Source organism: Arthrobacter sp. zg-Y919 (assembly GCF_030142045.1).
Lineage (GTDB): Bacteria > Actinomycetota > Actinomycetes > Actinomycetales > Micrococcaceae > Arthrobacter_B.
Genome location: NZ_CP126242.1, coordinates 665,715 through 689,565, shown reverse-complemented (window position 1 = coordinate 689,565; position 23,851 = coordinate 665,715). Strand labels below are relative to the sequence as shown.

General features: G+C 66.4%; 26 protein-coding genes. 15 read left to right on the top strand and 11 right to left on the bottom strand.

Features of this window, described 5'->3' with window-relative positions:
* Nucleotides 1–65: 65 nt before the first annotated feature.
* The gene (locus QNO10_RS03300) at nt 66–749 is read left to right on the top strand and encodes a GntR family transcriptional regulator (RefSeq protein ID WP_229949428.1); all 684 of its coding nucleotides are present in this window, start codon (nt 66–68) and stop codon (nt 747–749) included.
* A 16-nt stretch (nt 750–765) separates the two neighbouring features.
* Here the strand turns inward: QNO10_RS03300 and QNO10_RS03295 are convergent, their stop codons facing one another.
* On the bottom strand, nt 766–1,686 hold the full coding sequence (locus QNO10_RS03295; RefSeq protein WP_229949426.1) for a DUF5996 family protein: 921 nt from the start codon (nt 1,684–1,686) through the stop codon (nt 766–768).
* Nucleotides 1,687–1,828: 142 nt separating this feature from the next.
* Here QNO10_RS03295 and QNO10_RS03290 point away from each other — a divergent pair, with 142 nt between their 5' ends.
* Together QNO10_RS03290 and QNO10_RS03285 are read left to right on the top strand one after the other, a co-directional pair.
* Nucleotides 1,829–2,218, top strand: a complete 390-nt coding sequence (locus tag QNO10_RS03290) for a VOC family protein (RefSeq protein ID WP_229949424.1) — start codon at nt 1,829–1,831, stop codon at nt 2,216–2,218.
* A gap of 164 nt (nt 2,219–2,382) precedes the next feature.
* Entirely contained in the window at nt 2,383–4,224 is a 1,842-nt protein-coding gene (locus tag QNO10_RS03285; RefSeq protein WP_229949422.1) for an HNH endonuclease, read from the top strand.
* Between the two features lie 81 nt (nt 4,225–4,305).
* Here QNO10_RS03285 and QNO10_RS03280 read toward each other — a convergent pair whose 3' ends face one another.
* The 4 genes from QNO10_RS03280 to xylA all read right to left on the bottom strand — a co-directional run bounded on the left by QNO10_RS03280 (nt 4,306) and on the right by xylA (nt 8,503).
* Nucleotides 4,306–4,836, bottom strand: coding sequence for a GNAT family N-acetyltransferase (locus QNO10_RS03280; protein WP_229949420.1), 531 nt, complete (start codon nt 4,834–4,836; stop codon nt 4,306–4,308).
* Nucleotides 4,837–4,845: 9 nt separating this feature from the next.
* Nucleotides 4,846–5,781: an aldose-1-epimerase gene (locus QNO10_RS03275; RefSeq protein WP_229949418.1), complete on the bottom strand. Its 936-nt coding sequence runs from the start codon at nt 5,779–5,781 to the stop codon at nt 4,846–4,848.
* Nucleotides 5,782–5,790: 9 nt separating this feature from the next.
* On the bottom strand, nt 5,791–7,212 hold the full coding sequence (locus QNO10_RS03270) for a xylulokinase (protein WP_229949416.1): 1,422 nt from the start codon (nt 7,210–7,212) through the stop codon (nt 5,791–5,793).
* 103 nt (nt 7,213–7,315) lie between these two features.
* Nucleotides 7,316–8,503 carry a xylose isomerase gene (gene xylA / locus QNO10_RS03265; RefSeq protein WP_229949414.1) on the bottom strand — a complete coding sequence of 396 codons (1,188 nt, stop codon included), beginning with the start codon at nt 8,501–8,503 and terminating at the stop codon, nt 7,316–7,318.
* A 199-nt stretch (nt 8,504–8,702) separates the two neighbouring features.
* On the opposite strand from xylA, the gene QNO10_RS03260 reads away from it, so the two are divergent.
* Entirely contained in the window at nt 8,703–9,887 is a 1,185-nt protein-coding gene (locus QNO10_RS03260) for an ROK family transcriptional regulator (RefSeq protein WP_229949409.1), read from the top strand.
* Between the two features lie 56 nt (nt 9,888–9,943).
* Here the strand turns inward: QNO10_RS03260 and QNO10_RS03255 are convergent, their stop codons facing one another.
* Nucleotides 9,944–11,074: an NAD(P)/FAD-dependent oxidoreductase gene (locus tag QNO10_RS03255; protein ID WP_229949407.1), complete on the bottom strand. Its 1,131-nt coding sequence runs from the start codon at nt 11,072–11,074 to the stop codon at nt 9,944–9,946.
* Between the two features lie 83 nt (nt 11,075–11,157).
* Here QNO10_RS03255 and QNO10_RS03250 point away from each other — a divergent pair, with 83 nt between their 5' ends.
* The gene (locus QNO10_RS03250; protein WP_229949405.1) at nt 11,158–12,195 is read left to right on the top strand and encodes a nucleoside hydrolase; all 1,038 of its coding nucleotides are present in this window, start codon (nt 11,158–11,160) and stop codon (nt 12,193–12,195) included.
* A 57-nt stretch (nt 12,196–12,252) separates the two neighbouring features.
* Here QNO10_RS03250 and QNO10_RS03245 read toward each other — a convergent pair whose 3' ends face one another.
* From QNO10_RS03245 to QNO10_RS03230, 4 genes are all read right to left on the bottom strand, one after another.
* Complete coding sequence (locus tag QNO10_RS03245; protein WP_229949403.1) at nt 12,253–13,053, bottom strand: enoyl-CoA hydratase/isomerase family protein; 801 nt, start codon at nt 13,051–13,053, stop codon at nt 12,253–12,255.
* 70 nt (nt 13,054–13,123) lie between these two features.
* A complete protein-coding gene (locus tag QNO10_RS03240) occupies nt 13,124–13,513 on the bottom strand; it encodes a hypothetical protein (RefSeq protein WP_229949401.1) in 390 nt (129 codons plus the stop codon).
* 103 nt (nt 13,514–13,616) lie between these two features.
* Entirely contained in the window at nt 13,617–14,309 is a 693-nt protein-coding gene (locus QNO10_RS03235) for a class F sortase (RefSeq protein WP_229949399.1), read from the bottom strand.
* A 24-nt stretch (nt 14,310–14,333) separates the two neighbouring features.
* The gene (locus QNO10_RS03230; protein ID WP_229949397.1) at nt 14,334–15,107 is read right to left on the bottom strand and encodes a hypothetical protein; all 774 of its coding nucleotides are present in this window, start codon (nt 15,105–15,107) and stop codon (nt 14,334–14,336) included.
* 350 nt (nt 15,108–15,457) lie between these two features.
* Between QNO10_RS03230 and QNO10_RS03225 the strand changes: the two genes are divergently transcribed.
* Both QNO10_RS03225 and QNO10_RS03220 read left to right on the top strand, forming a co-directional pair.
* Nucleotides 15,458–16,081: a sigma-70 family RNA polymerase sigma factor gene (locus tag QNO10_RS03225; protein WP_229949395.1), complete on the top strand. Its 624-nt coding sequence runs from the start codon at nt 15,458–15,460 to the stop codon at nt 16,079–16,081.
* Nucleotides 16,078–16,890, top strand: coding sequence for an anti-sigma factor (locus QNO10_RS03220; RefSeq protein ID WP_229949393.1), 813 nt, complete (start codon nt 16,078–16,080; stop codon nt 16,888–16,890). The genes QNO10_RS03225 and QNO10_RS03220 overlap by 4 nt, the downstream gene beginning before the upstream one ends.
* A 98-nt stretch (nt 16,891–16,988) precedes the next feature.
* Here QNO10_RS03220 and QNO10_RS03215 read toward each other — a convergent pair whose 3' ends face one another.
* On the bottom strand, nt 16,989–17,294 hold the full coding sequence (locus QNO10_RS03215) for a variant leucine-rich repeat-containing protein (protein ID WP_229949391.1): 306 nt from the start codon (nt 17,292–17,294) through the stop codon (nt 16,989–16,991).
* 295 nt (nt 17,295–17,589) lie between these two features.
* Between QNO10_RS03215 and QNO10_RS03210 the strand changes: the two genes are divergently transcribed.
* The 8 genes from QNO10_RS03210 to QNO10_RS03175 all read left to right on the top strand — a co-directional run bounded on the left by QNO10_RS03210 (nt 17,590) and on the right by QNO10_RS03175 (nt 23,816).
* The gene (locus tag QNO10_RS03210; protein ID WP_229949388.1) at nt 17,590–18,699 is read left to right on the top strand and encodes a DUF475 domain-containing protein; all 1,110 of its coding nucleotides are present in this window, start codon (nt 17,590–17,592) and stop codon (nt 18,697–18,699) included.
* A 12-nt stretch (nt 18,700–18,711) separates the two neighbouring features.
* On the top strand, nt 18,712–19,302 hold the full coding sequence (locus tag QNO10_RS03205) for a TerD family protein (RefSeq protein WP_229949386.1): 591 nt from the start codon (nt 18,712–18,714) through the stop codon (nt 19,300–19,302).
* A 26-nt stretch (nt 19,303–19,328) separates the two neighbouring features.
* A complete protein-coding gene (locus QNO10_RS03200) occupies nt 19,329–19,910 on the top strand; it encodes a TerD family protein (RefSeq protein WP_229949384.1) in 582 nt (193 codons plus the stop codon).
* 31 nt (nt 19,911–19,941) lie between these two features.
* Nucleotides 19,942–20,523 (top strand): TerD family protein, encoded by a 582-nt coding sequence (locus QNO10_RS03195; RefSeq protein ID WP_229949382.1) that lies wholly within the window; start codon nt 19,942–19,944, stop codon nt 20,521–20,523.
* Between the two features lie 88 nt (nt 20,524–20,611).
* Nucleotides 20,612–21,805 carry a toxic anion resistance protein gene (locus QNO10_RS03190; protein WP_229949380.1) on the top strand — a complete coding sequence of 398 codons (1,194 nt, stop codon included), beginning with the start codon at nt 20,612–20,614 and terminating at the stop codon, nt 21,803–21,805.
* 38 nt (nt 21,806–21,843) lie between these two features.
* Entirely contained in the window at nt 21,844–22,353 is a 510-nt protein-coding gene (locus tag QNO10_RS03185; RefSeq protein WP_229949378.1) for a hypothetical protein, read from the top strand.
* Nucleotides 22,353–22,904: a TerD family protein gene (locus tag QNO10_RS03180; protein WP_229949376.1), complete on the top strand. Its 552-nt coding sequence runs from the start codon at nt 22,353–22,355 to the stop codon at nt 22,902–22,904. Before QNO10_RS03185 ends, QNO10_RS03180 begins: the two co-directional genes overlap by 1 nt.
* Before the next feature lie 3 nt (nt 22,905–22,907).
* Entirely contained in the window at nt 22,908–23,816 is a 909-nt protein-coding gene (locus QNO10_RS03175; RefSeq protein ID WP_229949373.1) for a hypothetical protein, read from the top strand.
* The last annotated feature ends 35 nt before the right edge of the window (nt 23,817–23,851 follow it).

Here is a 23,851-nt window from a genome sequence, read left to right as displayed (position 1 = left end):
TGGGCTCCCGTAGTGTGGGGACCGTCAATTCCGGCTCATTTCCGTATCTTTTCCAAGGACACCAAGTGGCGCAAGCAGCATCAGCACGTATGGACGGGGCGAGCATTTTCGCAACCCTGCGCAGTGAGATCCTCTCCGGCGTGCACCGTCCCGGCACCGCGATGCGGGAAGTGACGTTGGCTCAGCGGTTCGGCGTCTCCCGGACACCGGTCCGGGAGGCGCTCTCGCGCCTGCTGCAGGAACGCCTGCTCGAGCGGGCTGCCCGCGGGTTGCAGGTGACCCGGATCGACCCGGCGCAGGTCATTCAGATTTACGACATGCGCATCCTGCTGGAGGAAGAAGCCGCGGGGCAGGCGGCACGGGCCCGCCAGTTTACGGACCTGATGCGGCTCGAAGCCCTGCTGGAGCGGGACCGCCAGCTCAGCGATCCGGACGACGTCACCCGGATCACCACCAACCTGGAGTTCCACGCCGCTGTATGGGAGTGCGCCCACAACCCCGTGTTGACCGATCTGCTGGAACGGCTCAGCACGCACCTCGTCCACGCTCCGCAATCCACATTGTCCGTGGACTCGCGCTGGGATGCCGCTCTTGACGAGCATGCCGCACTCATCCGCGCCATCGAAAGCCAGGATGTGGAGGCGGCCCGCCGCATAGCCCGCGACCACATGGGGACCGCCCGGCAAATCCGCCTCAAACTCCTCCGCGAGGGAGCGCTTCGGCAGCCGCTTCCTCCGTTCACCCGCTAACCGCGCCGTTCACCCGCTAAGTGCGATCCGGCCTCTCGTAGTTCAGCGGTTCGGTGATCCATTCGATCCCGCTCCACCTATCCATCCGCTGCACGATGTCGAAGGTGGTGCGGCAGAAATCCACTACTGCCCGCTGCGGATCGGCGTAGGAGAACGCGTCCTTGAGTGTAAGGAAAAATTCGCTGGATGTGGTGCGGAATTCGGCTTTATCCGGGGCCAGCATGCTGCCGTAGCTGCCAATGTTGGCGAGGAACGGATACGGCATGGCGTAAAACGCGGGTTCCGGAGCTGACGGGTCCCCCGGCCAGAAACCGAATTCACAGAACCTCTCATCGAAGCAGTTCACGGGAATGACGCCGTTTCCGGGGTAGGGCTCGGACTGGCCGCTGAAGATGGTTCCGGAAAGGTCCATGGTTCCGAACCAGTACGACGGCGCGAAGACCTTCCCCCGCACCGGTCCCAGGAACTGGGTGAGGCAGCGGTGCGCGAAATGCAGGTTGTCCAGGAACAGCTCCACCGCGTGTTTGTCGTAGGTGGAGTGTTTGGTGTCGGAGTCGAAAGGCACCGGGTCATAGAATTCCTGCGGCGCGGTGTTGATGCTGGTGGGCGCTTCGATGAATTCCAGCGCTCCCATCAGTTGGCGGTAGAAGTCGGCCACACTGAGCCCGTCGCTGAGCTCGATCCGGGTGCGGATGTAGTTGCTGTTCTGGACGTCCACGTGGTGCTGGCGGAGGTTGAAATAGATCTCGAAGTTCGTGTCCGGGCCGGGGATGATGCCGGTGCCGATCCCCTGGACGGTCAGCGGCATCCGCACGTGGCCCCACTCCGGTTCCGGGTAGCTGCGTTCCAGTTTCACCTTGCCCGCCACCTGCAGATACAGGTGCAGGGTATCGGCGGTGGCCTGCCAGTCCGGATAGGTGAGGAAGTTCTTGTCCATGGGAAGCGCCTTCGGTGGGGTGCGGCTTGGGCGGACAGCGAACGTGCTGCTCCCAGTCTGAAACCCGGTCCCGGAGCCGTCAACGCAACCTTCTGGCACAATTCGGTTCATTACTGCAATCAGTGAACACTCGGGGGAATTCATGCGGCTTCACCATGTACAGGTTTCAATACCCAAGGACGGGGAAGACCAGGCCCGACGCTTTTACGGCGAGGGCTTGGGCCTGACCGAGGTGGCAAAACCGCCGTCGCTCGCCGGGCGGGGAGGCTGCTGGTTCCGGGCGTTCGACGGCGACACGGTGGCGGCCGAAATCCATCTCGGAGTGGACTCCCCTTTTATTCCGGCGCAGAAGGCGCACCCGGCCTTGGTGCTGGAATCTTCGGACGCACTTGAGGAACTCGGGGCCCGGCTCTCGCTGGAGGGCTTCGAGGTTTCCTGGGCCGACCGGTACACCTTCGAGGGTTACGAGCGGTTCCACTGCAGGGACCCGTTCGGGAACCGGGTGGAAATCCTTTCACCGCCTGCGGACTGAATGCGTAGGGCGGCCGGCGGAACTCAGGGAAAAGTGCCCCCTCGATCGACGGGATCGGCAGGCAGGTAGTCGCGTTCAAAAGACAGGTATTTCCAGTTTTTGTGAGCGTCGTTTTGGGCCTGTTTTCGGGCCGGAAATGTCGGTGCGGGATGAAATCCTGAGGTATGGATCAGCTCGGGAACACCGAACAGATAACCGAAGAGCAGGATGGCGAAGACCAGCAGCCGGACGGGCAGGCTGGTGACGCAGAGGCGTCCTGCTCCTCGGTCACTCTGGCTGTTTACCGTGCGGATCTCGCGGATGCAGAGACCACGGACGCCGGTGCTTCCAATTCCGAGCCTGCCACTGCCACTGCCACTTCTGAACCTGCCGAACCTGCCGAACCTGCCGAACCTGCCGAACCTGCCGAACCTGCCGAACCTGCCGAACCTGCCGAACCTGCCGAACCTGCCGACGATGATACGTCCGAACCCGCAGCCAGCCCTTCCACTGCTAACGAGCCTTCCACCGCCGACGGGTACCCGGACGGGTTCACAGGAACGTTGGCGCTACAGAACATTGAAGCCTTCGACGAGAGAACTGTCGGAGACGCTCTAGGACGGGTGGCGCATCTGATTTCCTGGGCGCAGGCGCAGCAGGCCCGGCTGATGAACCGGATGGAGGTGATCTTCCGGGACGGCATCGAGTCGGACTGGGGCAAGGCCGAACCCGGGCTGGTCTTCAGTCTCGCAGCCTCTGAATGCGCGACCATCCTGCACGTTCCGCAGGCCACCGGTCAGCGGATGCTGAGTGAAGCGCGCGTCCTATGCAGCACCCATGCCGCCACATTGACTGGTCTGGAAGAGGGACGGTTTAGCTACGCTCACGCCCAGGTGGTGTTGGACCAGTGCGAGAACGTTCTTCCCGTTGCACTGCCGGAATTCGAAGCCGGCCTGCTGGCCGCTGCAGCCGGGCAGACCCGGGCGCAGTTCTCGGCGAAGGCCCGGCGACTGCGCGAGAAACAGTACCCGGCGACGATCAGCAAACGGCACCAGTCCGCGTTCGAGCAGCGCAAGGTCACCCTGAACCGGGAGGAGGATGGCATGTCCTGCCTGTCGGCTCATCTACGGGCCGAGGAAGCCCAGCAGATCTACACGACCCTCAGCACGGCGGCTCGGGGAGAGCAAGCGGGCGGCGACCCGAGGACTACGGACCAGCTGCGGGCCGACATCCTGGCGCAACTGTTAATGGGCGGACTCGGGGCAATGCACGTTAGCGGCGGTGCGGACAGAGCCGCCGCGTCTGGCCCGCTGCTGGTAACTGAAGCCGGCGGTGCGGGTGGAGCCGTCACGCTAGGCCCAACGCGAATCACTAGAAATGGTGGAGCAAGGCGGGCGGGCGGCTCGCCCGGCACGGACGGGACCAGCTGCGACGACATGGGCGCCGTCCCGAGGGCGGAAATCATGGTCCTGATCAGTGCCGAAACACTCTTCGGTGCCGACGATCAGCCGGCCGAACTGCACGGCTACGGACCCATCAGCGCCGAAACGGCCCGAAGGCTAGCCCGCAACGCAGCCGGATGGACCGGTCTGGCGCAGAACCCGCACACCGGAGAAATCCTCGGGGTGGGGCGCCGCAGAAAGGTCCCGGCGGGGCTCCGCCGCTGGCTTCGGGCCCGGGATGGAACCTGCAGGTTCCCTGGGTGCCGGGTCAGCACCGCGAACTCGGACATCGACCACACCACAGACTGGGCCCGCGGCGGCCCCACCGACCATGGGAACCTGGAACATCTCTGCCGGCGGCACCACCGGTTCAAGACACTGGGTTATTGGAAGGCCTGCCAACCCACACCAGGGGTGATTGAGTGGACCTCGCCGACCGGCCGGGTCTATCGGACCGAACCCTTCCTGGAACTCGGCCCGCCGGATCCGGCAACGGACCCGCGAACGGAAGATAGGCAGAAGGCCGGCGGGTGGAAGAACCACAAGTGGGAGGAACACGGGCAGGAAGTGGAACCTCCGTTCTGACCATGCACCCTCAGTCGCATCATCCCGGCCCAAAGTCCCATCCCCAGCAACCCGGTAAACCCGGCAAACCCACCCAGCGCGCTAGCCCGGATTCTCGGCCGTGAACAGCTCCAGGACGGTGTTGTAATACCGATCGGTGTTGCCCTGCGGAACCACACCGATCTTCTCGCAGACCCGCCGGGAGGCAGTATTGGCCGGATCGATGACGACCACTACCCGGGGAAGCCCCAGGCTGAAACTGTGCTCCAAAACGGCAGCAGCAGCTTCGGCAGCGAAGCCCTGTCCCCAGCTCGCGGGGTGGAAGTGCCAACCGATTTCAATATCGCCGGAAGGTTGCCTCTCCGGTCCCGACGCAGGAATGGGCTTCAACAGCAGGGTCCCGGCCAGCTTTCCGGTGTCCCTTTCCTCCACCGCCCACACACCACAGATACCGTCTTCCACGCGACCCCAAGCCTCGATCAGGGCCTGAGCCTCGTCGAGGTTCTTCATAAGCTTCGGAGCGGCACCGAGGAAACGCTGGACTTCCATGCGGGAGTACATGTCGAGGACAAAATCGACATCGCCGGCGTCATAGGGGCGCAGAAGCAGGCGAGTCGTCTCCAAGGTTTGCATCGGGGCAGTCTACCGATGCAGGCCGACCGTAACAGCAGTAATCCCGTAGGACAGCCGGTGCTCCTCGCCGGGAGCCAGCACAATCAGATCTTCCCCGGAGTTGAAGGCATCCGGAGGGCAGGTCATCGGTTCGACGGCGACACCGAGGCGGTCCATCTTCTCCCCGGTGTAAACCTGCAGCCACGGCGCACCCGTGCCGTCGGCCGACAGCACGGCACCGAACCCGGTTTCCGGATCGGTGAGCGACACCTGCCACTCGCCGTCGGGCAGGCCGGTGAAAGCATGGTCGGCCGTACGTGCGCCGATCGGCTCGGGCGCTGAGAACGACAGCACGGTGCCCTCGGTATTCCGCAGTTCGCTCAGGTCAAGAGGGCTGCCGGACTGGTCAGGACCCCCGAGAACCTGAGCGGCAGGCACGTCCAGCACACAGCGGTCCACCGGAATCCGGTCGGCGGTCAGGTACGGGTGGGCCGAAACACCGTAGGGTGCCGGGCCGGTGCCCGCGTTCCGGGCAGTAAGCGAAACGCGCAGCCCGGTCTCGGCGTCGAGCTCAAAAACGGCTTCCAGTTCCAGCTGGAACGGATACCCGGGCTGGCCCATCAGCCGGTGCCGCAGGACCACTCCCTCCGGCGAAGTCTCCGCAACGTCCCAGGCATCCCAGGCCACCAGCCCGTGCAGTGCCATGCCGGTCTCGGGTTCGTTGACCGGCACCTGGTACTCGGTGCCCTCGAACGTGTAGCGGCCGCCGACAACTCGGTTCGGCCAGGGCATTAGCACCTTGCCGGAAAAGGCCTGCGGAATTTCATCCACGGCGAGCGGCAGCACAACGTCCCGGCCGCCATGGGTCAGTCCGGCGAGCGTGGCACCCACGGGCAGGATGGTGGCCCGGTAATCTCCGGCCGCAAGGGAGACAGGACGCCCGTTGGGGCCGAAGGAAGTTGTCATGGGCCGATCCTATCGGGCAGCCGGAAGCGCTGGACGTCTGGCAGCCTGCCGGTAGCGGTGCAGCACTTCGGGAGTGGGATCGGCCGTCACCACCACGGAAGCGCTGTCGCTCCACTCAGGCCACGCGCCGGTGAGGACGGCAGCGGCCTGCCGGGCGGCGCCGTCGGCCACGTACTCCCCCGGACGCGGCACGGTGACGGGAAGTTCGAAGATTGCAGCGATGGCCTGCTGGACCGCTTCGGACCGGGCAGCACCGCCAACCAGGATCACGTGCTGCGCGGTGACTCCTGTGTTCTTCAAGGCCGCAAAACCGTCGGCTAGGGAACACGCCACAGCCTCGACGGCGGCACGGGCCAGGTTGGCGGAGGTGAAGTTCTGCAGGGTCATGCCGTGCAGGGAACCGGTGGCGTCCGGAAGGTTGGGGGTGCGTTCGCCCTCGAAGTAGGGCACCATCACCAGTCCGCCGGCACCGGCCGGAGCGGAAAGGGCGAGCCGGGTCAGTTCATTCAGATCCACCCCCAGCAGGGCCGCGGTCGCGTCCAGCACGCGGGAGGCGTTCAGGGTGGCGGTCAGCGGCAGGAAGTGGCCGGTGGCGTCGGCAAAACCGGCCACGAGTCCGGTGGCGTCCGACGCCGGGGAGTCGACGACGGCGAACACGGTACCGGAGGTGCCGATGGAGACCACGACATCCCCCACTCCGGCGGCAACACCAAGTCCGGCAGCGGCGTTGTCCCCTGCACCGGGACCGATCAGCGCACCGGCTGGAGTGCGGCCGCCCGCTTCGAGCGGGCCGAGCACCCGCGGCAGCTGAGGCACATGGCCGAGCGTTTGTTCCAGTACCTCGGGCAGGTACTCCCCCGTGGATGGGGACCAGTAGCCGGTGCCGGAAGCATCGGACCGATCGGTGGTCAGTGCCGCCAGCCCTTCCGCGCCGCTGCCGGGGCCGAAGCCGGCCAGACGCCAGCTCAACCAGTCATGCGGCAGGCAGACAGCGGCAGTACGGGCAGCGTTCTCCGGTTCGTTTTCCGCCAGCCAGCGCAGTTTCGCCGCCGTAATCGAGGCGACCGGAACCGTCCCCGTGGTGTCGGCCCAGTACCGGGCGCCGTCGGGACCGGCGTCGGCGATCAGCTTGTCCGCTGCGGCCGCGGACCGGACATCGTTCCAGAGCAGGGCCGGCCGGATGACGGCGCCGGTCTCATCCAGGCAGACCATGCCGTGCTGCTGCCCGCCCACGGAGACGGCGTCGACGTCGTCCAGTCCACCGGCAGCGGCGGCGGCTTCTCGAAACGCTGACCACCACGCTTCCGGGTCGACCTCTGTGCCGGCAGGGTGGCGGGCGGTGCCCTCGCGCAGTAAGGCCCCGGTCTGCGCGTCGCGGATGACGATCTTGCAGGACTGGGTGGAACTGTCGACTCCGGCAACGAGCGGCATAACGGGCCTTTCAACGGGTGCTGCTGCCGGCTCTCCCCCGGAAGAGCCGGCAGTGCACGAATCGGTGCTGGTGGTGGCGCTGGGTGTCCCGTGCGCAGGTAGCCTAGCGGGCACCCATCAGGTGTTCCAGCGCCAACTGGTTCAGCCGAACGAAACCGAAGTCGCGCTCCGCAGCAGCGTCGGCGTTGAAGTCCTCAAAGGAGGAGGCATCCGCGAGCAGGTCCGTGACCGATTCGCCCGCAGCCAGCGTGGGCGAAGCCAACTCGGCAATGCCCGCGTACTGCAGTGCTTCCTGCACGTCGGGATCGGCACGGAAGGCCAGCGCGCGTTCCTTGAGCAGCAGGTACATGTCCATGTTGGCCTTGGCGGATTCCCATACGCCGGCGTAGCCCTCGGTTCGGGAAGGCTTGTAGTCGAAGTGGCGGGGGCCTTCGTAGCGCGGGCCGCCGTTCGGGAAGCCGTTTTCCAGCAGGTCCACGGTGAAGAACGCGCTAGTGAGGTCGCCATGGCCGAAGACCAGGTCCTGGTCGAACTTGATCGACTTCTGCCCGTTGAGGTCGATGTGGAACAGCTTGCCGGACCACAGGGCCTGGGCGATGCCGTGGGTGAAGTTCAGCCCGGCCATCTGCTCGTGCCCGGTCTCCGGGTTCAGGCCGACAATATCGCCGTGCTCAAGCTGGGCAATGAACGCCAGCCCGTGCCCGATGGTGGGTAGGAAAATGTCGCCACGCGGCTCGTTGGGCTTGGGCTCGATGGCAATGCGCAGCCCGTAGCCCTTGTCCTTGATATAGCCGGCGGCGGTGTCGATACCCTCACGCATCCGGTCGAAAGCGGCGGCGAAGTCCTTGGAACCGTCGTATTCGCTGCCTTCACGGCCGCCCCACATCACGAAGGTTTCCGCGCCAAGCTCCGCGGCGAGGTCGATGTTGCGCAGGACCTTGCGCAGCGCGAACCGGCGGACCGAGCGGTCATTGGAGGTCAGGCCGCCGTCCTTGAAGACCGGATGGCTGAACAGGTTGGTGGTCACCATGGGTGCCTTCAGGCCGGTTTCGGCCAGGGCATTGGTGAAGTTCTTGAGGATGAGGTCCCGTTCCTGCGCCGTGGCGTCAAAGGGAACGAGGTCATTGTCGTGGAAGGTCACCCCGTAGGCGCCGAGTTCGGCGAGCTTATGCATGCCCTTGATCGGATCCAGGGCCGCGCGGGTGGGAGTGCCGAAGGGGTCCGTTCCGGTCCAGCCGATGGTCCAGAGGCCGAAGGTAAAACGGTCGGAAGGCGATGGCGTCATTGTCATGGGAACTCCAGATCACGAATTAGTTGGAATCAACAACATATTGGTGCAGTGCGAGCGTGTCAATGGTTTTCCGGCCCGACTCCGCGGATTCGCCAACCTCCACCGCTGGATCAAATTAGGTTTGTTGCCACCTTCAACTAAGCGCGTCCGACGCCGGGTAGGCTGAAGGGAACGAGCTACCGGGAAGGAAACACGAGACGTGGACAGCGGCATCCTCAGCGCCCCCGCCCCGGCCCCGGCAGGGCGCGGTACCGACAGGTCCACCAGCCTTTCCCGCATCCTGACCCTCCTGCACCGCAGCGGCCCGCTGTCCCGGGCGGACCTGACCCGGCTCACCGGCTTCAACCGCTCCACCGTGGGAACACTGACAGCCGATCTCACCTCATTGGGGTTGGCCTATGAAACCGATCCCCCCGCCGGCCGGGTCGGCCGCCCGAGTCCGCTGGTCCACCCCAACGAACGGGTGGCCGCCGTGGTGGTCCACCCCGACGTCGACGCCGTGACCGTGGGGCTGGTGGGTCTAGGCGGCCGGGTGCACCGCCGGGTCCGCCATGACACCCTCACCCCGCCGAGCGTGGAGGAAACGGTCAGCATCACCCGTGCCGTGCTGGCGGGCATGGCCCCGGAACTGGCCGCCATGGACCGGATCACCGGCGTAGGGGTGGCCGTGCCCGGACTAACCCGCACCTCCGACGGACACGTACTGCTGGCCCCGCACCTGGGCTGGCGGAACGAACCCCTCGCCGCTCCCCTGTCCCAGGCGCTGGACCTGCCGGTCTTCGCCGGCAATGACGCCACACTGGGGTCGGTGGCGGAAAGCCTCTTCGGTGCCGCCGTTGACACCGGGAATGCCGTCTACCTCAACGGCAGTGCCAGCGGGATCGGCGGCGGAATCATCGTTGCCGGCGTACCGCTGCGCGGAGCGGACGGCTATGCGGGCGAACTCGGCCACACCCTGGTCCGCAGCGGCGGCGAACCCTGCCACTGCGGGCGCCGCGGCTGCCTGGAAACCGAAGTGAACCTTGACCGGCTGCTGGACGTGCTCGGGCTGGACCGGGCCGACCAGGACACGCTCGATGCCGCAATGGAACAGCCGCAGACCGCCGAAGTCCGTGCAGAGGTGGACCGGCAGCTGGACCAGCTTGCGGTGGCACTGACGAACTTCGTGAATATCTTCAACCCGGAAGCCATCGTCCTGGGCGGTTTTCTCGGCACCTTGTTTGCGGCCAACCAGCAGCGCCTGGTCGACGCCGTTGCCGCAGAGTCGATGGCCGGCCTGGGCCAGCGGGTGCAGCTGCGCCGGGCCGCGCTGCGCTCGGAACTGCTGCTGGTCGGTGCCGCTGAGCTGGCCTTCGCTCCGGTGCTGGCTGCGCCGTCGAAATAGCACCGTCGAAATAGGCCCGTCGGCCAGGGCTGCCAGCTAGCGGAAACACAGCCGGTTTAGCGGAAACGTTCCGCCCGGAACGGTTCCAGCAACGGATACCGGCGGCCCGTCAGGATCTCCCCGGCCACCAGCTCTCCGGCAATCAGTCCCAGCGTTGCCCCGGAATGCGTAAAAACGGCCCAGCAGCCGGGCAGTGCGTCCAGTTCACCGAGCACCGGCTCACCATCTCCCGGCACCGGCTTCAGTCCGGGGTGCCAGCTTTGCGGCACCACCTCGGGGTGTCCCGCGAGCACGCGGCTTGCCTCGGCTGCCAGTTCCACCGGTACCTCCGGGTCCACGTCCCAGCCACCATCCCTCCGGCGCTGCACCCGGTCCAGATACCAGGTGGAATCCATCGCCAGCCGCCCGCCGGGATGCGGGCGCAGCGAAATCCGCGGGGTGTTCAGCACTGCACGCAGCCCGTGCTCCACGGGTTCGCTGATCACCAGCATCGCCGGATCCGACGCGTCGGGCAGGTCGATGCCAGCCGCGGCGAGGACAGCCGGGATGCCTGCCCCGCAGGCAACGACGACGGCGTCGGCGGCGTATTCCTCCCCGCCGGCAGTGCGCAGCCCGCGTGCCCGCACGCCGTCGTCGTCGGCTCCGCGGGTCACCGTGCACAGCCCTGCGTGCTCAATCAGGGTGCCGCCGCGCAGCGTGAATTCCCCGGCCAGGTGACGGACCAGGTGCGGCAGGGACACCCAGCCCTCGCCCGGGTTGGCCAGCACCCGGTGCGGCAGCACGCCCGGGTCAACACCGGGCACGAAACCCGGCACGTCCTCGCGCTCCAGCATCCGGGCGTCGTAGCCCTGCCGGGACTGGGTGTTGTGCCGCTCGACGACGGTGAACGGGTCATCGTCCCAGTACAGGCCTCCGTCGAAGGCGAGCCAGTCGACGCAGGGGTGCTGCGCCAGGAGGGTGCGGTAGCGGTCGATGCCGGCCATCCGCAGCCGGTAATAGTCCTCGCCGTAGCCGCCGCCCGCGTTCAGCCAGGACAGCGAGCGCCCGGACGCCCCGCTGCCCACCTCCGCTTCCGTCACCAGCAGCACGTCCGCCCCGCCGCGCAGCAGCTGGACCGCGGTGGACAGTCCCAGGACCCCGCCGCCCAGGACGGCAACGCTGGCGGGAGGGAGCGGCGCCTGTGACATGGATTGTCTCCTTCATGAAGAATGGCAGTGTTCTTTGATTACCTTCCCCGGTAATCCCCCGCAGTTCAACGAAAGACGGCGCCATGCCTTCCTCCCCTGATTCCGCGCACCGCATTCCCGTAATTGCCGACGTCGACACCGGTGTGGACGATGCCATGGCCCTGACCTTCCTGGCGCGCAGCCCGCGCATCGATCTGCGGGCAGTGACCTGCGTGGCCGGGAACACCGACGTCGACCAGGTGCTGCGCAATACCCTGGACGTGCTGGATCTTGCCGGGCGGCCGGACGTTCCGGTGGCGCGTGGCGCTGAGCGGCCGCTGGTCAATGAGACCCGCAATGCCCACGCGTTCCACGGCTCCAACGGGATCGGCGGGCTGCAGCTGCCGGCCAGCAGCACACCGGCCTCTCCGCTGGCCGCCGTCGAACTGCTGCACCGCACCATTGAAGACTCCGCCGAACCGGTGACCCTGCTCGGGATCGGCCCGCTGACCAACCTGGCGGTATTCCTGCGCGCCTACCCGCTGACCGCCCGGAAGCTGGAACGGATTGTGTTTATGGGCGGATCGGCCGGGATCGGCAACGCCACCTCGCATGCCGAGTTCAATGCGTGGCACGATCCGGAGGCGCTGGCCGTGGTGCTGGACAGCGGCGTGCCGGTGACCATGTACGGGCTGGACGTCTTTATGCTGGCGACCCTGGATGCGCCGCAGTACCTGCTGCTGGAAGCCTCCACCGATCCGGGTGCCCGGCTGGTGGGATCGCTGCTGGCCTCGGGCGCACGGACGCGGGCTGTGGCCGGCATCCTGGGCGAGGAGCCCGTCGTCACGGTGACCGCCAACGACGGCACACTGCCGCCGGTCACGATTGGCGACGCCGGTGCCGCCTGCCTGATCGCCGCCCCGGAGACCGTGGTGCTGGAGGATTATCCGGTCCGCGTGGAGCTGGCCGGACACAGCCGTGGGCAGACCCTGGTGGACCGGCGGCTGATACCCGGCGAGGACACCGTGCACGGCCTGCTGTCTCCAGCACCCGTCGTATCGGTGGCCATGGCCCTGGACCACGCCGCCATGGTCCGCACCTTCCTGGAAACCGTGGCCCCCGGCGAGGCGTTTCCTATCTGAAGAATCCCCGTTCGGTGTTCCGGCCGGGGATCTCACCCGGACGGGACGGACACGGCGTCAGCGCTCTTCGCTGCCGCTGGCGTTCTCCCTGCCGTCGAGGAAGGCCTGCATCCGGTCGAACTTGGCGTCCGACTCAAAGAGGATGCCCTGGGCCAGGTTGTCTATCAGCGGATGGGCGCCGCGCGGGGCGGCGAAGGCCGCCTTGGTCAGGCGGAGGGCCAGCGGGTCCGACGCCGTGATGCGGTCCGCGAGCGCATGGGCGGCCGGAAGCAGGCCGGCGGGGTCATGAAGCTCGGTGACCAGCCGGACAGCCAGCGCTTCCTCCCCGGTCAGGATCCGTCCGGCGAGCAGCATCTCCTTGGCCAGCGGTTCCCCCACCAGTTCCTTCAGCCGCCAGGTGGCGCCGGCTGCGGCCATGATGCCCAGTCCCGCTTCCGGCTGGCCGATTTTCAGCCGTGGCGTACCGACCCGGAAGTCCGCGGCATAGGCCAGTTCCGCTCCGCCGCCCAACGCACATCCGTCCACGGCGGCGATCACCGGCAGCGGCAGGGAGGCGATCCGGGAGAAGATGCCGGAGTTGATTCCGGCCAGGGCGTCATCGCGGCGCCGTTCCCGTAGTTCCTTGATGTCCGCCCCGGAGGCGAAGACCCCTTTTCCGCCTACCTCAGTGCCGGAGAGAATCAGGATCCGCGGCTGCCGCTCCAGCACGCTGCAGACCTGGTGCAGTTCTTCCACCATGGCCGAGTCAATGGCGTTGCGGACCTCTGGCCGGTGGAGCTGGACGTGGACCCGGTCCGCGCCTTCGGTTACCCGGAGCGTGGTAAATCCTTCGAATGCCTGGGTCGGGGAGTGCGTCACGTGCGCCTATCCTTTCGTTCCTCCCGGCCTCCTTGCCGACAGTCGAGTCCAGTATTACGCAGGCACGGGATTATGCAGGCACGGGCGAGAACCGCGTTCCGTCTCCCCCGGTGCCGGAAGCCACGGTGTCCACTGCGTTCTCCGCTGTTCCGCCGCGTCCGACGGCGTACGCCGCGAGTCCCAGGACCAGCAGAAGGACAAGCACCGACACCAGGATGATCGTCCTGCGGGTACGCACTTCGGGCGTATCCCGGGCGGCGGGGCGTGGGGCTGCTGGTGTTCCCGGGGAAGCAGCGGGCTGCGACGGGATAAAGCCCGCCGTCGGGGCGACCACGGGCGGATCGAAGACCGACGTTGCCGGAACCGGAACGTACAGAGCTGCCGACTGCGGAGCGCGGCAGGCGGGACAGATTTCCGACGGCGGCAGCAGTTCAGCGCCGCAGGACAGGCAGTGTTTCATGTCTTCTCCCAGGATGGTTCCGCAAGCGCCCGGAAGTAAGGACATGATGGTGGTCCCCCCGAGCCAACAATGACATATCGCCCCAGACCCTAACACGCGGTACTCAGGGAGCCAGCGACGCATACACGACATAGTTGTCGTCGAAGTTCCCGGTGCCAGCGTCAAAACCGTCGCAGGTGATCAGCCGCAGTTCCGCACCCTCGGTGTTTCCATAGACCTCCAGAGTGGGAAAGCTGTCCTTCCCGTACTGCTCTCCCCGGTCAACGGTGAAAACCGCGGTGGTCCCGTCTTCCCGGGCAATCTCGATCCGGTCGCCGGGTTTCAGGGTCCGCAGGTTGGCAAACACTCCCGCACCGCCGCCGGTGGCATTGACGTGGCCCAGCAGCAGGGCTGGACCGCGTTCGCCGGGGGTGGGCGATCCCGTGTACCAGCTGGCCGGTGAGCCGGGTGGAACAGGCGGGACCTCAAGGGTGCCGTCTTCCCGCAGCCCAAGGTGCAGGAGCGGCGAGTCGACGCCGGCGGACGGGATGGTCAGGGATACCGGTTTCGAAGCGGCCAGGACAGGGGGTTGGCCGGCAGCAGCCTCCGGCTGGCCGGAGGGCGGACCCGACAGTTCGCCCGGTTGGCCCGGTTCGCCCGGAGACCCGCCCGGAACGGCGGAGGAAGTAGCCGTCGAGTTGCTGGCCTGTCCCCCTCCTTCCGGTGTGGAGGTGCCGGTACATCCGGTGAACAGAAGAAGCGCGGCCGCCGCGCCGGTCATGAGACCTGCGCGGCGGCCGTGTCGCGATGCCGTCATGGGGATCGGAGCCTCAGCTAGGAACTAGGCGCGGGCGCGGCGGCGGAAGGCCATAACCGCTCCGGCCAGGGTCAGTGCACCGGCACCGGCCACGGCGATGCCGGCGGTGTTGCCGTTGTCCGCTGCGCTTTCCACTCCGGTATCTGCTCCGCCTTCAGGCATTGCCGCCATCTGCGAACCGGCCAGGGTGCCGCAGGCTGCGGGCAGGGTTGCGGCGGCAGGCAGCGACGGGTCAAGGTCGGACATCTTCTCGGCTGCTGCGGCGGGCATCAGCGCCGGGTCCACACCGTGGACTACCACTACGGCGGATCCGTCCTTCAGCGACGCCGCAGTCTCCGGAGTCAGGTCGAAGGTGCGTTCGTAGGTGTACGCGGATCCACCCGGGAAGCGCTCCACGGCCAGTGCGGACTCGGCACTGGTGTCACCCTCAGTGGTGAGGGAGTTGCCGATGTGGCCGTAGAAGGGGTGCCCCTCGGTGGTGTTCACGACGCCGTCGCCGTCGGTATCCGCGTCAGGTCCGGGGCAGACGCCCTGGGCGGCGATGTGGATGTGCTGGGCGTGCGGGAAGGGACCGTCCATAAACGTCTCTGCAGCACCGGCGACGTTGACCGTCACCTTGGCCTCCATGCCGTGCACTTCCACCATGGCCTGGCCCGTGGTGCCGGAGTTGTTCATGGTGTTCAGCGTTGCCTGGCTCGACCAGGAGTCTTCACCGTGTGCCATCGCGGGGGCCGTCGACAGGGCCATCGCACCCAGGGCCAGGGTGGGGACAGCAAGCAGGCGCATCTTCTTGTTCATGATCGTTCCTTCGTCGTGTCGGTGTGCACATCGAGGTGCTGTGCATCGGTGGTTAGACACAGAAGGTTCGGAGCAGATCGGCGCTTGGATGGGTGCAGCGGAAAAATACTTTTGCCCCCGCCCACCCGTCCGTTAGCTCCCCGGTTCCGAATACCGGGCATGGAACAACTTTTCCGGCAGCGCAAAATCCCCCGGCAGCTACTGGCCTGCCGTCCGGCACGCCGCAGGAGGCTCCGGCAGGGAGGCGGGTCGCCGATTGGCTGGTGAGTATGGCAGTGTTCTCAGCGAAGATATCCCCGCCCGTTACCGCGGCGGGGCGACGTCGCCGAAGGGATCACCTGTGGGAGCCCATGACTGACCCCGGTACCGGCGGGACGGACTTCTCCGACCCGCACGCGGCCGCGGCACGGGACACCGCGGACAGCGGCGCGTCCGGGCTCGCGGCTCTGCTGCGGCGCTGCGGTGAGGGCGACGAAGCGAGTTTTGCGGCCCTTTATGATGCCACTTCTTCCAAGGTCTACGGGATGGCGGCGCGGGTGACCCGTTCCCCGGAGATCGCGGCCGAAGTTGTCCAGGAGGTCTATCTGATGGCCTGGCAGCAGTCGGCCCGCTTCGACGCCAGCCGGGGAACAGTGCTGGGATGGTTATGCACCCTGGCCCACCGCCGGGCGGTGGATCGGGTTCGCCAGGTGGCGCGGGAACGGGACCGGGAACAGACCTACGAGGACCAGCGGGCGGAAACTTCGACGGACCAGACGTGGCAGGAAGTGGAACAGAGCATGAACACCCATGAGGTGCGGAACGGGCTGGGCAGCCTCACCCCGCTCCAGCGCGAGGCCGTGGCCATGGCCTATTACCAGGGTTATACGCACCAGGAGGTTGCGGTGCGCCTCGATGTTCCGCTCGGCACTGCCAAGGCCAGGATCCGGGACGGATTGAAGAACCTGCGGTCAGCATTGGGGGGACAGGCATGAACCATCACAGCAACGGCGTTGACGCCGGGGATTTCCATGAGCTGGCTCCGCTGTATGCCGTCGATGCACTGGAACCGGCCGAGCGCGCCGAATTCGAGCAGCATCTGGCCGACTGCCTGCCGTGCCAGGCCGAGCTTGCAGGCTACGCCGAGGTCACCGCGCATCTTGCCGCCGGTTCCGCCCAGACTCCCCCGCCTGAACTGCGCGCCTCCGTGCTGGACAGCATCCACGGCACCCGGCCGCTGCCTGCACAGGGTCCCCAGGCGGGCACCGCGTCTGGTACAGGTACCGGTACCGACGTCGAGACCCGCCCGTCCGGCGTCGTCGTCTCGCTCGAGGAACGACGGCGGCGACGCACCCGCCGCCTGCTGACCGCCGCGGCAGCCGCAGTCCTGCTTCCGGGAATTGCCGTGGGTGGCTGGAGCCTGGGAGTCCAGTCGGAGCAGCGGCAGCAGGCGGAGGTGGCAGCCCAGCAGCAGGAGCAGGAGAACCGGCTGCTCAGCGCCCCGGACCTCGCCACGCACCAGGTGGAGGTCAACGGACACTCTGCCACCCTCGTGGTGTCCCGTGAGCAGGATGAGGCACTGTTCGTCGCGGACGGCCTTCCGGATCCCGGGGAAGGACGCGAGTACCAGTTGTGGCTGCTTGAGGCCGACACGCCCATTCCGGATCAGCACTTTTCCGGCGGCGACGTCAGCGTTTGGCTCAGCGGCGACCTCGACAAGGCCGGCGCCGTGGCCCTGACCGTGGAACCTGCGGGCGGATCCACGGCCCCCACTTTCCCGATAGTGGCCGTCGCGGAGATCTAGTCTCGGGCACCCCCAAAACCCGGGACGGCAACCACCGCTTAAAGACAGCATCCCGCCGCACAGTCACTGTGCGGCGGGATGTTGGATCTGCGGAAAGGCTACGCGCCGCGGCGGGCCAGCGCCTCGTTCACGCCGGCGTCGCCCAGCGCACCGAGCCAGGAAAGCAGTTCCGGGCCGGCAGCCGGGTTGGCGGCCACCGCGGGGCGGGCCAGCGGATAGTCGGTAGCCAGTTCCTGCAGCCGGAGGGGATCAGTGCCCGGATCCTCGGCCTGGGCAAGTATGGCGACCTCGGCCGGATCCACCTCGGCGGGCGGAGCGGCAGACGCGCCGCCGTTGACGATGTCGGCCGCCGGAATGTTCATGACCGGTTCCGGATTCGTGTTTTCATACACTTCGTCCTGCATGCAGTCCTCCTTCAAAGGGGTGCCCGGGTAAGTAGGCTTTCCTTATTCTTTCAGACCACGAGGCCCGCCTCCCAATCATGGAGGCCGCTGGGCCGCCGTAGTTCACCGCCGCTCTGGTGCCCTGAACCGCCCTGGGGCTACCCTCTCCGCGAACAGCGCCGCCGGTAGTTGCCCGTGGCATCCGGGGTGCGACATACTGAAGCCTAAATCGTTTCGGATGTACCCATCCCCTACTTGGTTTTTGCCATACTCCGGCCACCGGCTGCGCGCAGGAACTGAAGGAGCTGCAAGCAGAGTGTTCTTCAAAACTTTCGGTTGGTCGTTTGTTATCACGGCCGCTGCGCTGGTCACGGCGTTCTTCTATGGCGGAGTAGAGGCACTTATCCTCTGCGCCATCCTGGGCGTCCTGGAAATCAGCCTGAGCTTCGACAATGCCGTGGTCAACGCGCGCATTCTCGAAAAGATGAGCCCCTTCTGGCAGAAGATGTTCCTCACCGTGGGCATCCTGATTGCCGTCGTCGGTATGCGCATCGTCTTCCCTCTGGTCATCGTGGGCGTCACCGCCAGCATCAACCCGATTGAAGCCCTGCAGCTGGCCCTCGAAAAGGGCGATCCGGATGAGCCCGGCAGCTACGGTTACCTCCTGCATGAAGCCCACCCGCAGATTGCCGCCTTCGGCGGGCTGTTCCTGCTGATGCTTTTCCTGGACTTCATGTTCGAAGACCGCGACATCCGCTGGCTGCGCTGGCTGGAAACCCCGATGAACAAGATCGGCAAGGTCACCGGTGCGTCCCTGATCGTCGGCCTCGGCGCCCTGCTGGCCGCCGGTTCGCTCGCGGATCCCGAGCACACCACCGATGTCTTCGTCGCCGGTGCCGCCGGCCTGATCACCTACCTTCTGGTCACCGGCCTGGGTGACATGTTCGACGTCGACGGCGACGGGGACTTCGATGCCGACGACGTCGAGGCACTCGCCCCGAAGTCCGGCAACGGCGCCCTGGTAAAGGCCACCGGCAAGGCGGCGTTTATGCTCTTCCTCTACCTGGAAGTCATTGACGCATCCTTCTCCTTCGACGGCGTCATCGGCGCCTTCGCCATCACCTCCGACCCGATCATCATTGCCCTGGGCCTGGGCCTGATCGGCGCGATCTTCGTCCGCTCCCTGACCGTCTTCCTCGTGAAGCAGGGAACCTTGGACGAGTTCGTTTACCTGGACCACGGTGCCCACTGGGCCATCGGTGCCCTGGCGACCATCCTGCTGCTCACCATCGAAATCGAGATCAACGAGGTCTTCACCGGCCTGATCGGCGTCGTCTTCATCCTCGCCGCCCTGACCTCCTCGATCGTGCGCAACAAGCGTGCCGCAAAGTCCGGCGCTGCCAAAGAATCTGTTTACACAAACTAACGAGGGAGAATCATGGGCCTGAGCCTGCAGAAAGGTCAGTCGCTTTCACTGACGAAGAAGGACGGCGGCGCACTGAGCAAGACGCGCCTGGGACTGGGTTGGGATTCCGCTGCCCCGGTCAAGCGCGGTCTGTTCGGCGGAAAGAAAGCCGCCGAAGTGGACCTCGATGCCTCGGCCATTTTCTTCGATGCGAACGGCAACGCTGTTGACCAGGTCTGGTACGGCCAGCTCGCCAGCAAGGACGGCTCCGCCAAGCACACCGGCGACAACCTCACCGGTGCCGGCGAGGGCGATGACGAGGTCATCCTCGTGGACCTGTCAGCTGTTTCCCCCGCCGTGCAGAACATCGTGTTCGTCATCTCCAGCTACAGCCGGCAGACCTTCGACCAGGTGCAGAACGCCTTCTGCCGCCTCGTTGACGACTCCACGCCGGGCAGCCCCGAGATTGCCCGCTACCAGCTGACCGACGCCGGTACGCACACGGCCATGGTGATGGCCAAGGTCGGCCGGGAAGGGTCCGGCTGGAGCTTCAAGGCACTGGGCGAACGTGCCCAGGGCCGCACCGTCATGGACCTGATCCCCACGGCAGCCCGCTCGCTCTAACCACCCCCGTCCGTAAGGAGCGCACCTTGTCCAGCCTGACGCTTAGTAAAGGCAGCAACCTTTCCCTGACCAAGGCCGATCCAGGCCTGGAACGGGCCGTGATCGGCCTGGGCTGGGATCCGCGCACCACCAGCGGAGATCCGTTCGACCTGGACGCCTCCGCACTGCTGCTCGGCGCCAACGGCAAGGTGCGCTCCCAGGACGATTTCATTTTCTACAACCAGCTGTCCGCCAAGGACGGCTCGGTGGTCCACCTGGGCGATAACCGCACCGGCCTGGGCGACGGCGACGACGAGCAGATCCTGATTGACCTCAGCATCCTGACCGACGACGTCGACCGCGTGGTCATTGTGGTTTCCATCGACCAGGCGGACGCCCGGCACCAGAACTTCGGCCAGGTGCGCGATGCCTACTGCCGGGTGGTCAACCAGGACACCGACACTGAGGTGGTCCGCTACGACCTCAGCGAAGATGCTGCTGCAGAAACATGCATGATCTTTGCCGAGATTTACCGCAACCGCGGTGAGTGGAAGTTCCGTGCTATCGGCCAGGGCTACGCGTCCGGGCTGTACGGGGTTGCCACCGACTTCGGCATCGCCCTCGACTAATCATCCCTTCGTCTACAAGGAGCTGAACACCATGGCAGGTCTGACCCTCACCAAGGGCAACAACCTTTCCCTGACCAAGACCGATCCCGGACTGCAGAAGGCCGTCGTCGGCCTGGGCTGGGACCCGCGCACCACCACGGGCGATCCCTTCGACCTGGATGCGTCGGCACTGATGATCGCCGCCAACGGCAAGGTGCGGTCCTCGGATGACTTCATCTTCTACAACCAGCCCGCAGCCAAGGACGGCTCCGTCACCCACCTGGGCGACAACCGTTCGGGCGCCGGCGAAGGCGACGACGAACAGATCCTGCTCGACCTGACGCAGATGGCGGCCGACGTCGACCGTGTGGTCATTGTGGTTTCCATCGATCAGGCCGAGGTCCGGAACCAGAACTTCGGCCAGGTCCGCGGGGCGTACTGCCGCGTGATCAACCAGGAGAACGACAGCGAAATTGTCCGGTTCGACCTCAGCGAAGACGCTGCGCCGGAAACGTCCATGATTTTCGCCGAGGTGTACCGCAACAACGGCGAATGGAAGTTCAAGGCCGTTGGCCAGGGTTACGCCACCGGCCTGGCCGGGATCGCCACCGATTTCGGCGTGCAGCTGAGCTAAGCTCGGGCTTTCAGTTACACCCTGCGGGGAGTGTTCCGCAGGCCGGGACACTCCCCGCATCCGTAGACACCGAAGAAAAGGCTGGACCATGACCACACCGTTGACTCCCCCGGACGCCACCGAAGCCGCCCTGGTGCTGAAGGCTCCGGAACCGCCCGCTCCGGTTGCACCCGAGAGTGCCCCGGGCATGGTCCCGGTGCCGGAGGAACGCCGCGTCGAAATCGCCGCGCAGGCGAAGTCCTTCATGGAGGAAGTGTCCAAGCTGGATGCGCGCAGCCCGGAATTCACCGCACAGGTGGATTCCATCAACAAGCTGGCCGGCGCGGAAATGGTGCAGTCCGCCGGCTACTCCTCCCGCCTGCTGGAGCGTTCCTCCACCTCCGTCGCCGGGGCAAAGAAGTCCGGCAACGACGCGCAGAAGAAGGTCGCCGTCACTCTGGGAGACCTGCGCACCACCGTCGAGGACCTGACCCCCAACCAGGCGAACCTGGGCACCGGACGCAAGATCCTGGGCTTCATCCCGGGCGGCAACAAGCTCGCCAAGTACTTCCAGAAGTATGAGTCGGCGCAGGTCCAGCTGGACAAGATCATCAAGGCCCTGATGTCCGGCCAGGATGAGCTGCTCAAGGACAACGCCTCCCTCGCCGGGGAAAAGGTGGAGCTGTGGAAGACCATGCAGACCCTCAGCGAATACTCCGTGCTCGCCGAGTCGCTGGATGCGGCGGCCGTGCAGAAGGTGGACGAGCTCAAGAATTCCGGGCAGATTGAGCAGGCCAACGCCCTGGAAGCGGACGTCCTCTTCCCCATCCGCCAGCGCCGCCAGGACATCCTCACCCAGCTGGCCGTCTCCGTGCAGGGCTACCTGGCCATGGACCTGATCCGCAAGAACAACGTGGAACTGATCAAGGGCGTGGAACGCGCGCGCACCACCACCATTTCCGCCCTGCGCACCGCCGTGATCGTGGCCGGTGCCCTGGCGAACCAGAAGATGGTGCTGGACCAGATCGATGCGGTGAACACCACCACGAACAACATGATCCTGAGCACCAGTGAAATGCTCAAGGACCAGACCGCCCGCATCCACCAGCAGGCGTCCACCTCCGGCGTGAGCGTGGAAACCCTGCAGAAGGCGTTCGACAACGTGTACCAGACCATGGACGCGATCGACACGTTCCGGTCCGAGGCTGCCCGCAACATGGAGGGGACCGTGAAGTCCCTGGAGTCCACCATCACGCAGGCCAAGCCCTACCTGGAACGCTCCCGCCAGAGCGAGTCCCGCTAGATGCAGGGCAGGGCAGCTCCGATGCTGAGGAAACGGCCGTGGTGAAGTTCTTCGGTTCGCTCTTCGGCTCGCCGGAACCCGAACCGGCATCGGGGCTGCCCCCTGCCGCGCCGGCGTCGGGCCCCGACGCCGAACACCGGGAGACCGCCGATTCGCTGCGGAACCTGCGCATCGCCGTCCGGCGGGCCGGTGCCGCGCTGCCGACGCTGGTGTCCTCCATGGTCCGGCAGATCGACGACATTCTGGTGCCGCTGGTCCAGTACGTCGGCGCCCAGGGTGCCTCCACCGAGCAGCGGGTGCTGCTCAACGCCATCATTACCAATTACCTCCCCACTCCCCTGCGGGCCTACGTGGCCCTGAACGACCGGGAGCGGACCGACGATTCCGAGGCCACCAGATTGCTCGTTGAACAGCTGACCATCCTGGAAGGCATTGCCCGGGACCTGGAAAACCAGGTCCGCTCCGGTGCCATTGCCGAACTGTCCACCCACGGGCGGTTCCTTGATGACAAGTTCTCCCCCTCTTCCCTGACCTTCGGGGAGCGCTGATGGGCACCCTGGTGGCCGGCGCCAACGCCGCCCTGACCGCGGAAAACCCGGGCCTGACGTCCGTGCTGGTGGGACTGGGATGGGATGTGATCCCCAGCCGCGGCCCCGCTGCCGAACTGGTTCCGCTCACGCTGCTGTTGGGCGCGGACGGCCGGGTGCTTTCGGACGCGCATCTGGTGTTCTTCAACCAGATCGCCAGCCCGGATGCCTCCGTGCAGTTTGCCGGCGAGGAGGACGAGGAACAGATCGACGTCGACCTCTCGCGGGTCCCCGACAACGTCACGAAGATTGTCTTCGCCGTATATGCCGACCCCGAGATGCGCGGCCCCGGCAACTTCGCCGCCGTCCGCAGCGCCTACATCCGGGTGGCCCGGGCCAACGGCTCCGAACTGGTCCGCTTTGATCTGCCCGCAGCCAACCGTGACGCCATCACGGCCATGATGTTCGGCGAGCTGTACCGCCACCGCAGCGACTGGAAGTTCCGTGCCCTGGGCCAGGGCTACACCACCGGGCTGCGCGGACTGGCCAGCGACTTCGGATTCGATCTCTAGGCGATGGCGGTTAACCGTTCCTCGGATGTGCGTACCGACCTGCCTTTCCTGAGCCGGCGGGTCAAGCCGCGCGCTGCCGCGCCTGCTTCCGCTCCTGCGGCTCCTGCTTCGACGCCCGCGCCGGCCACACCGCCGCAGGCAACGCCCCCACGCACGTCGCCGCGGCCAACGACGCCGGCTCCCCCCGCTTCAGCGCCGGGGTCCCTCACGCTGTCCTCACCGACCCGTCCTGCGCCGCCGGCGCCGCCGTCGCCGTCGCTCTCCCTGGGCCTGTCGCCCAACGCCGAGGCCGCCTCCACCCGCTCCGCGTCGCGGCCGGCGTCGGCGGCGTCCGTGCCGTCGTCGGGCACGCCGTCGGCACCCGCCCGTACCGTTCCCGCGCCCCTGCATACCCGCCTGTTCCCGGCCCCGGGCATCCGTGACGTGCGCATGCTGGACCGGAACAATCCCGTGCTGCGCCTGACGCCGATGGAATCCGCCGTGGGCAGCCTTGCCATCAGCGGAACCATTCATGCGGTCTGGGAAGACCGGAAATACACGACCGGCGGCATGCCTGCGGGTCCGCTGGACCGCGGCACCCTGGAGGGCACGGTCGTCGACACTCCGGGCAACCGGCCGCTGGTGGGCTATGAAGACGATCTGGCGCTGATTCCCCTGCGCCACGCCGGGCTGCTGCGCCGCGCCCTGTTCTTCCCCCAGCCCAAGCAGACCATGACCGTGGGCATCTACAACGGCCAGTCCGTCACCATTCCGCCCAAGGCCGGGGAACGCACCTTCTATGTCCTGTCCGTGCTGCGGATCGGCGAGGTGCTGGAACTGCGCGCCGAAATCATGCCCTACGGGATGGAACTCAAGGCCATCTGGGAGGCCTTCGGCTTCACCATTGCCTCCTTCCCCGGCAGGAACCGCTGAGCCCCGTGCGTCACTTCTCTTTTCTGAGCGGACCC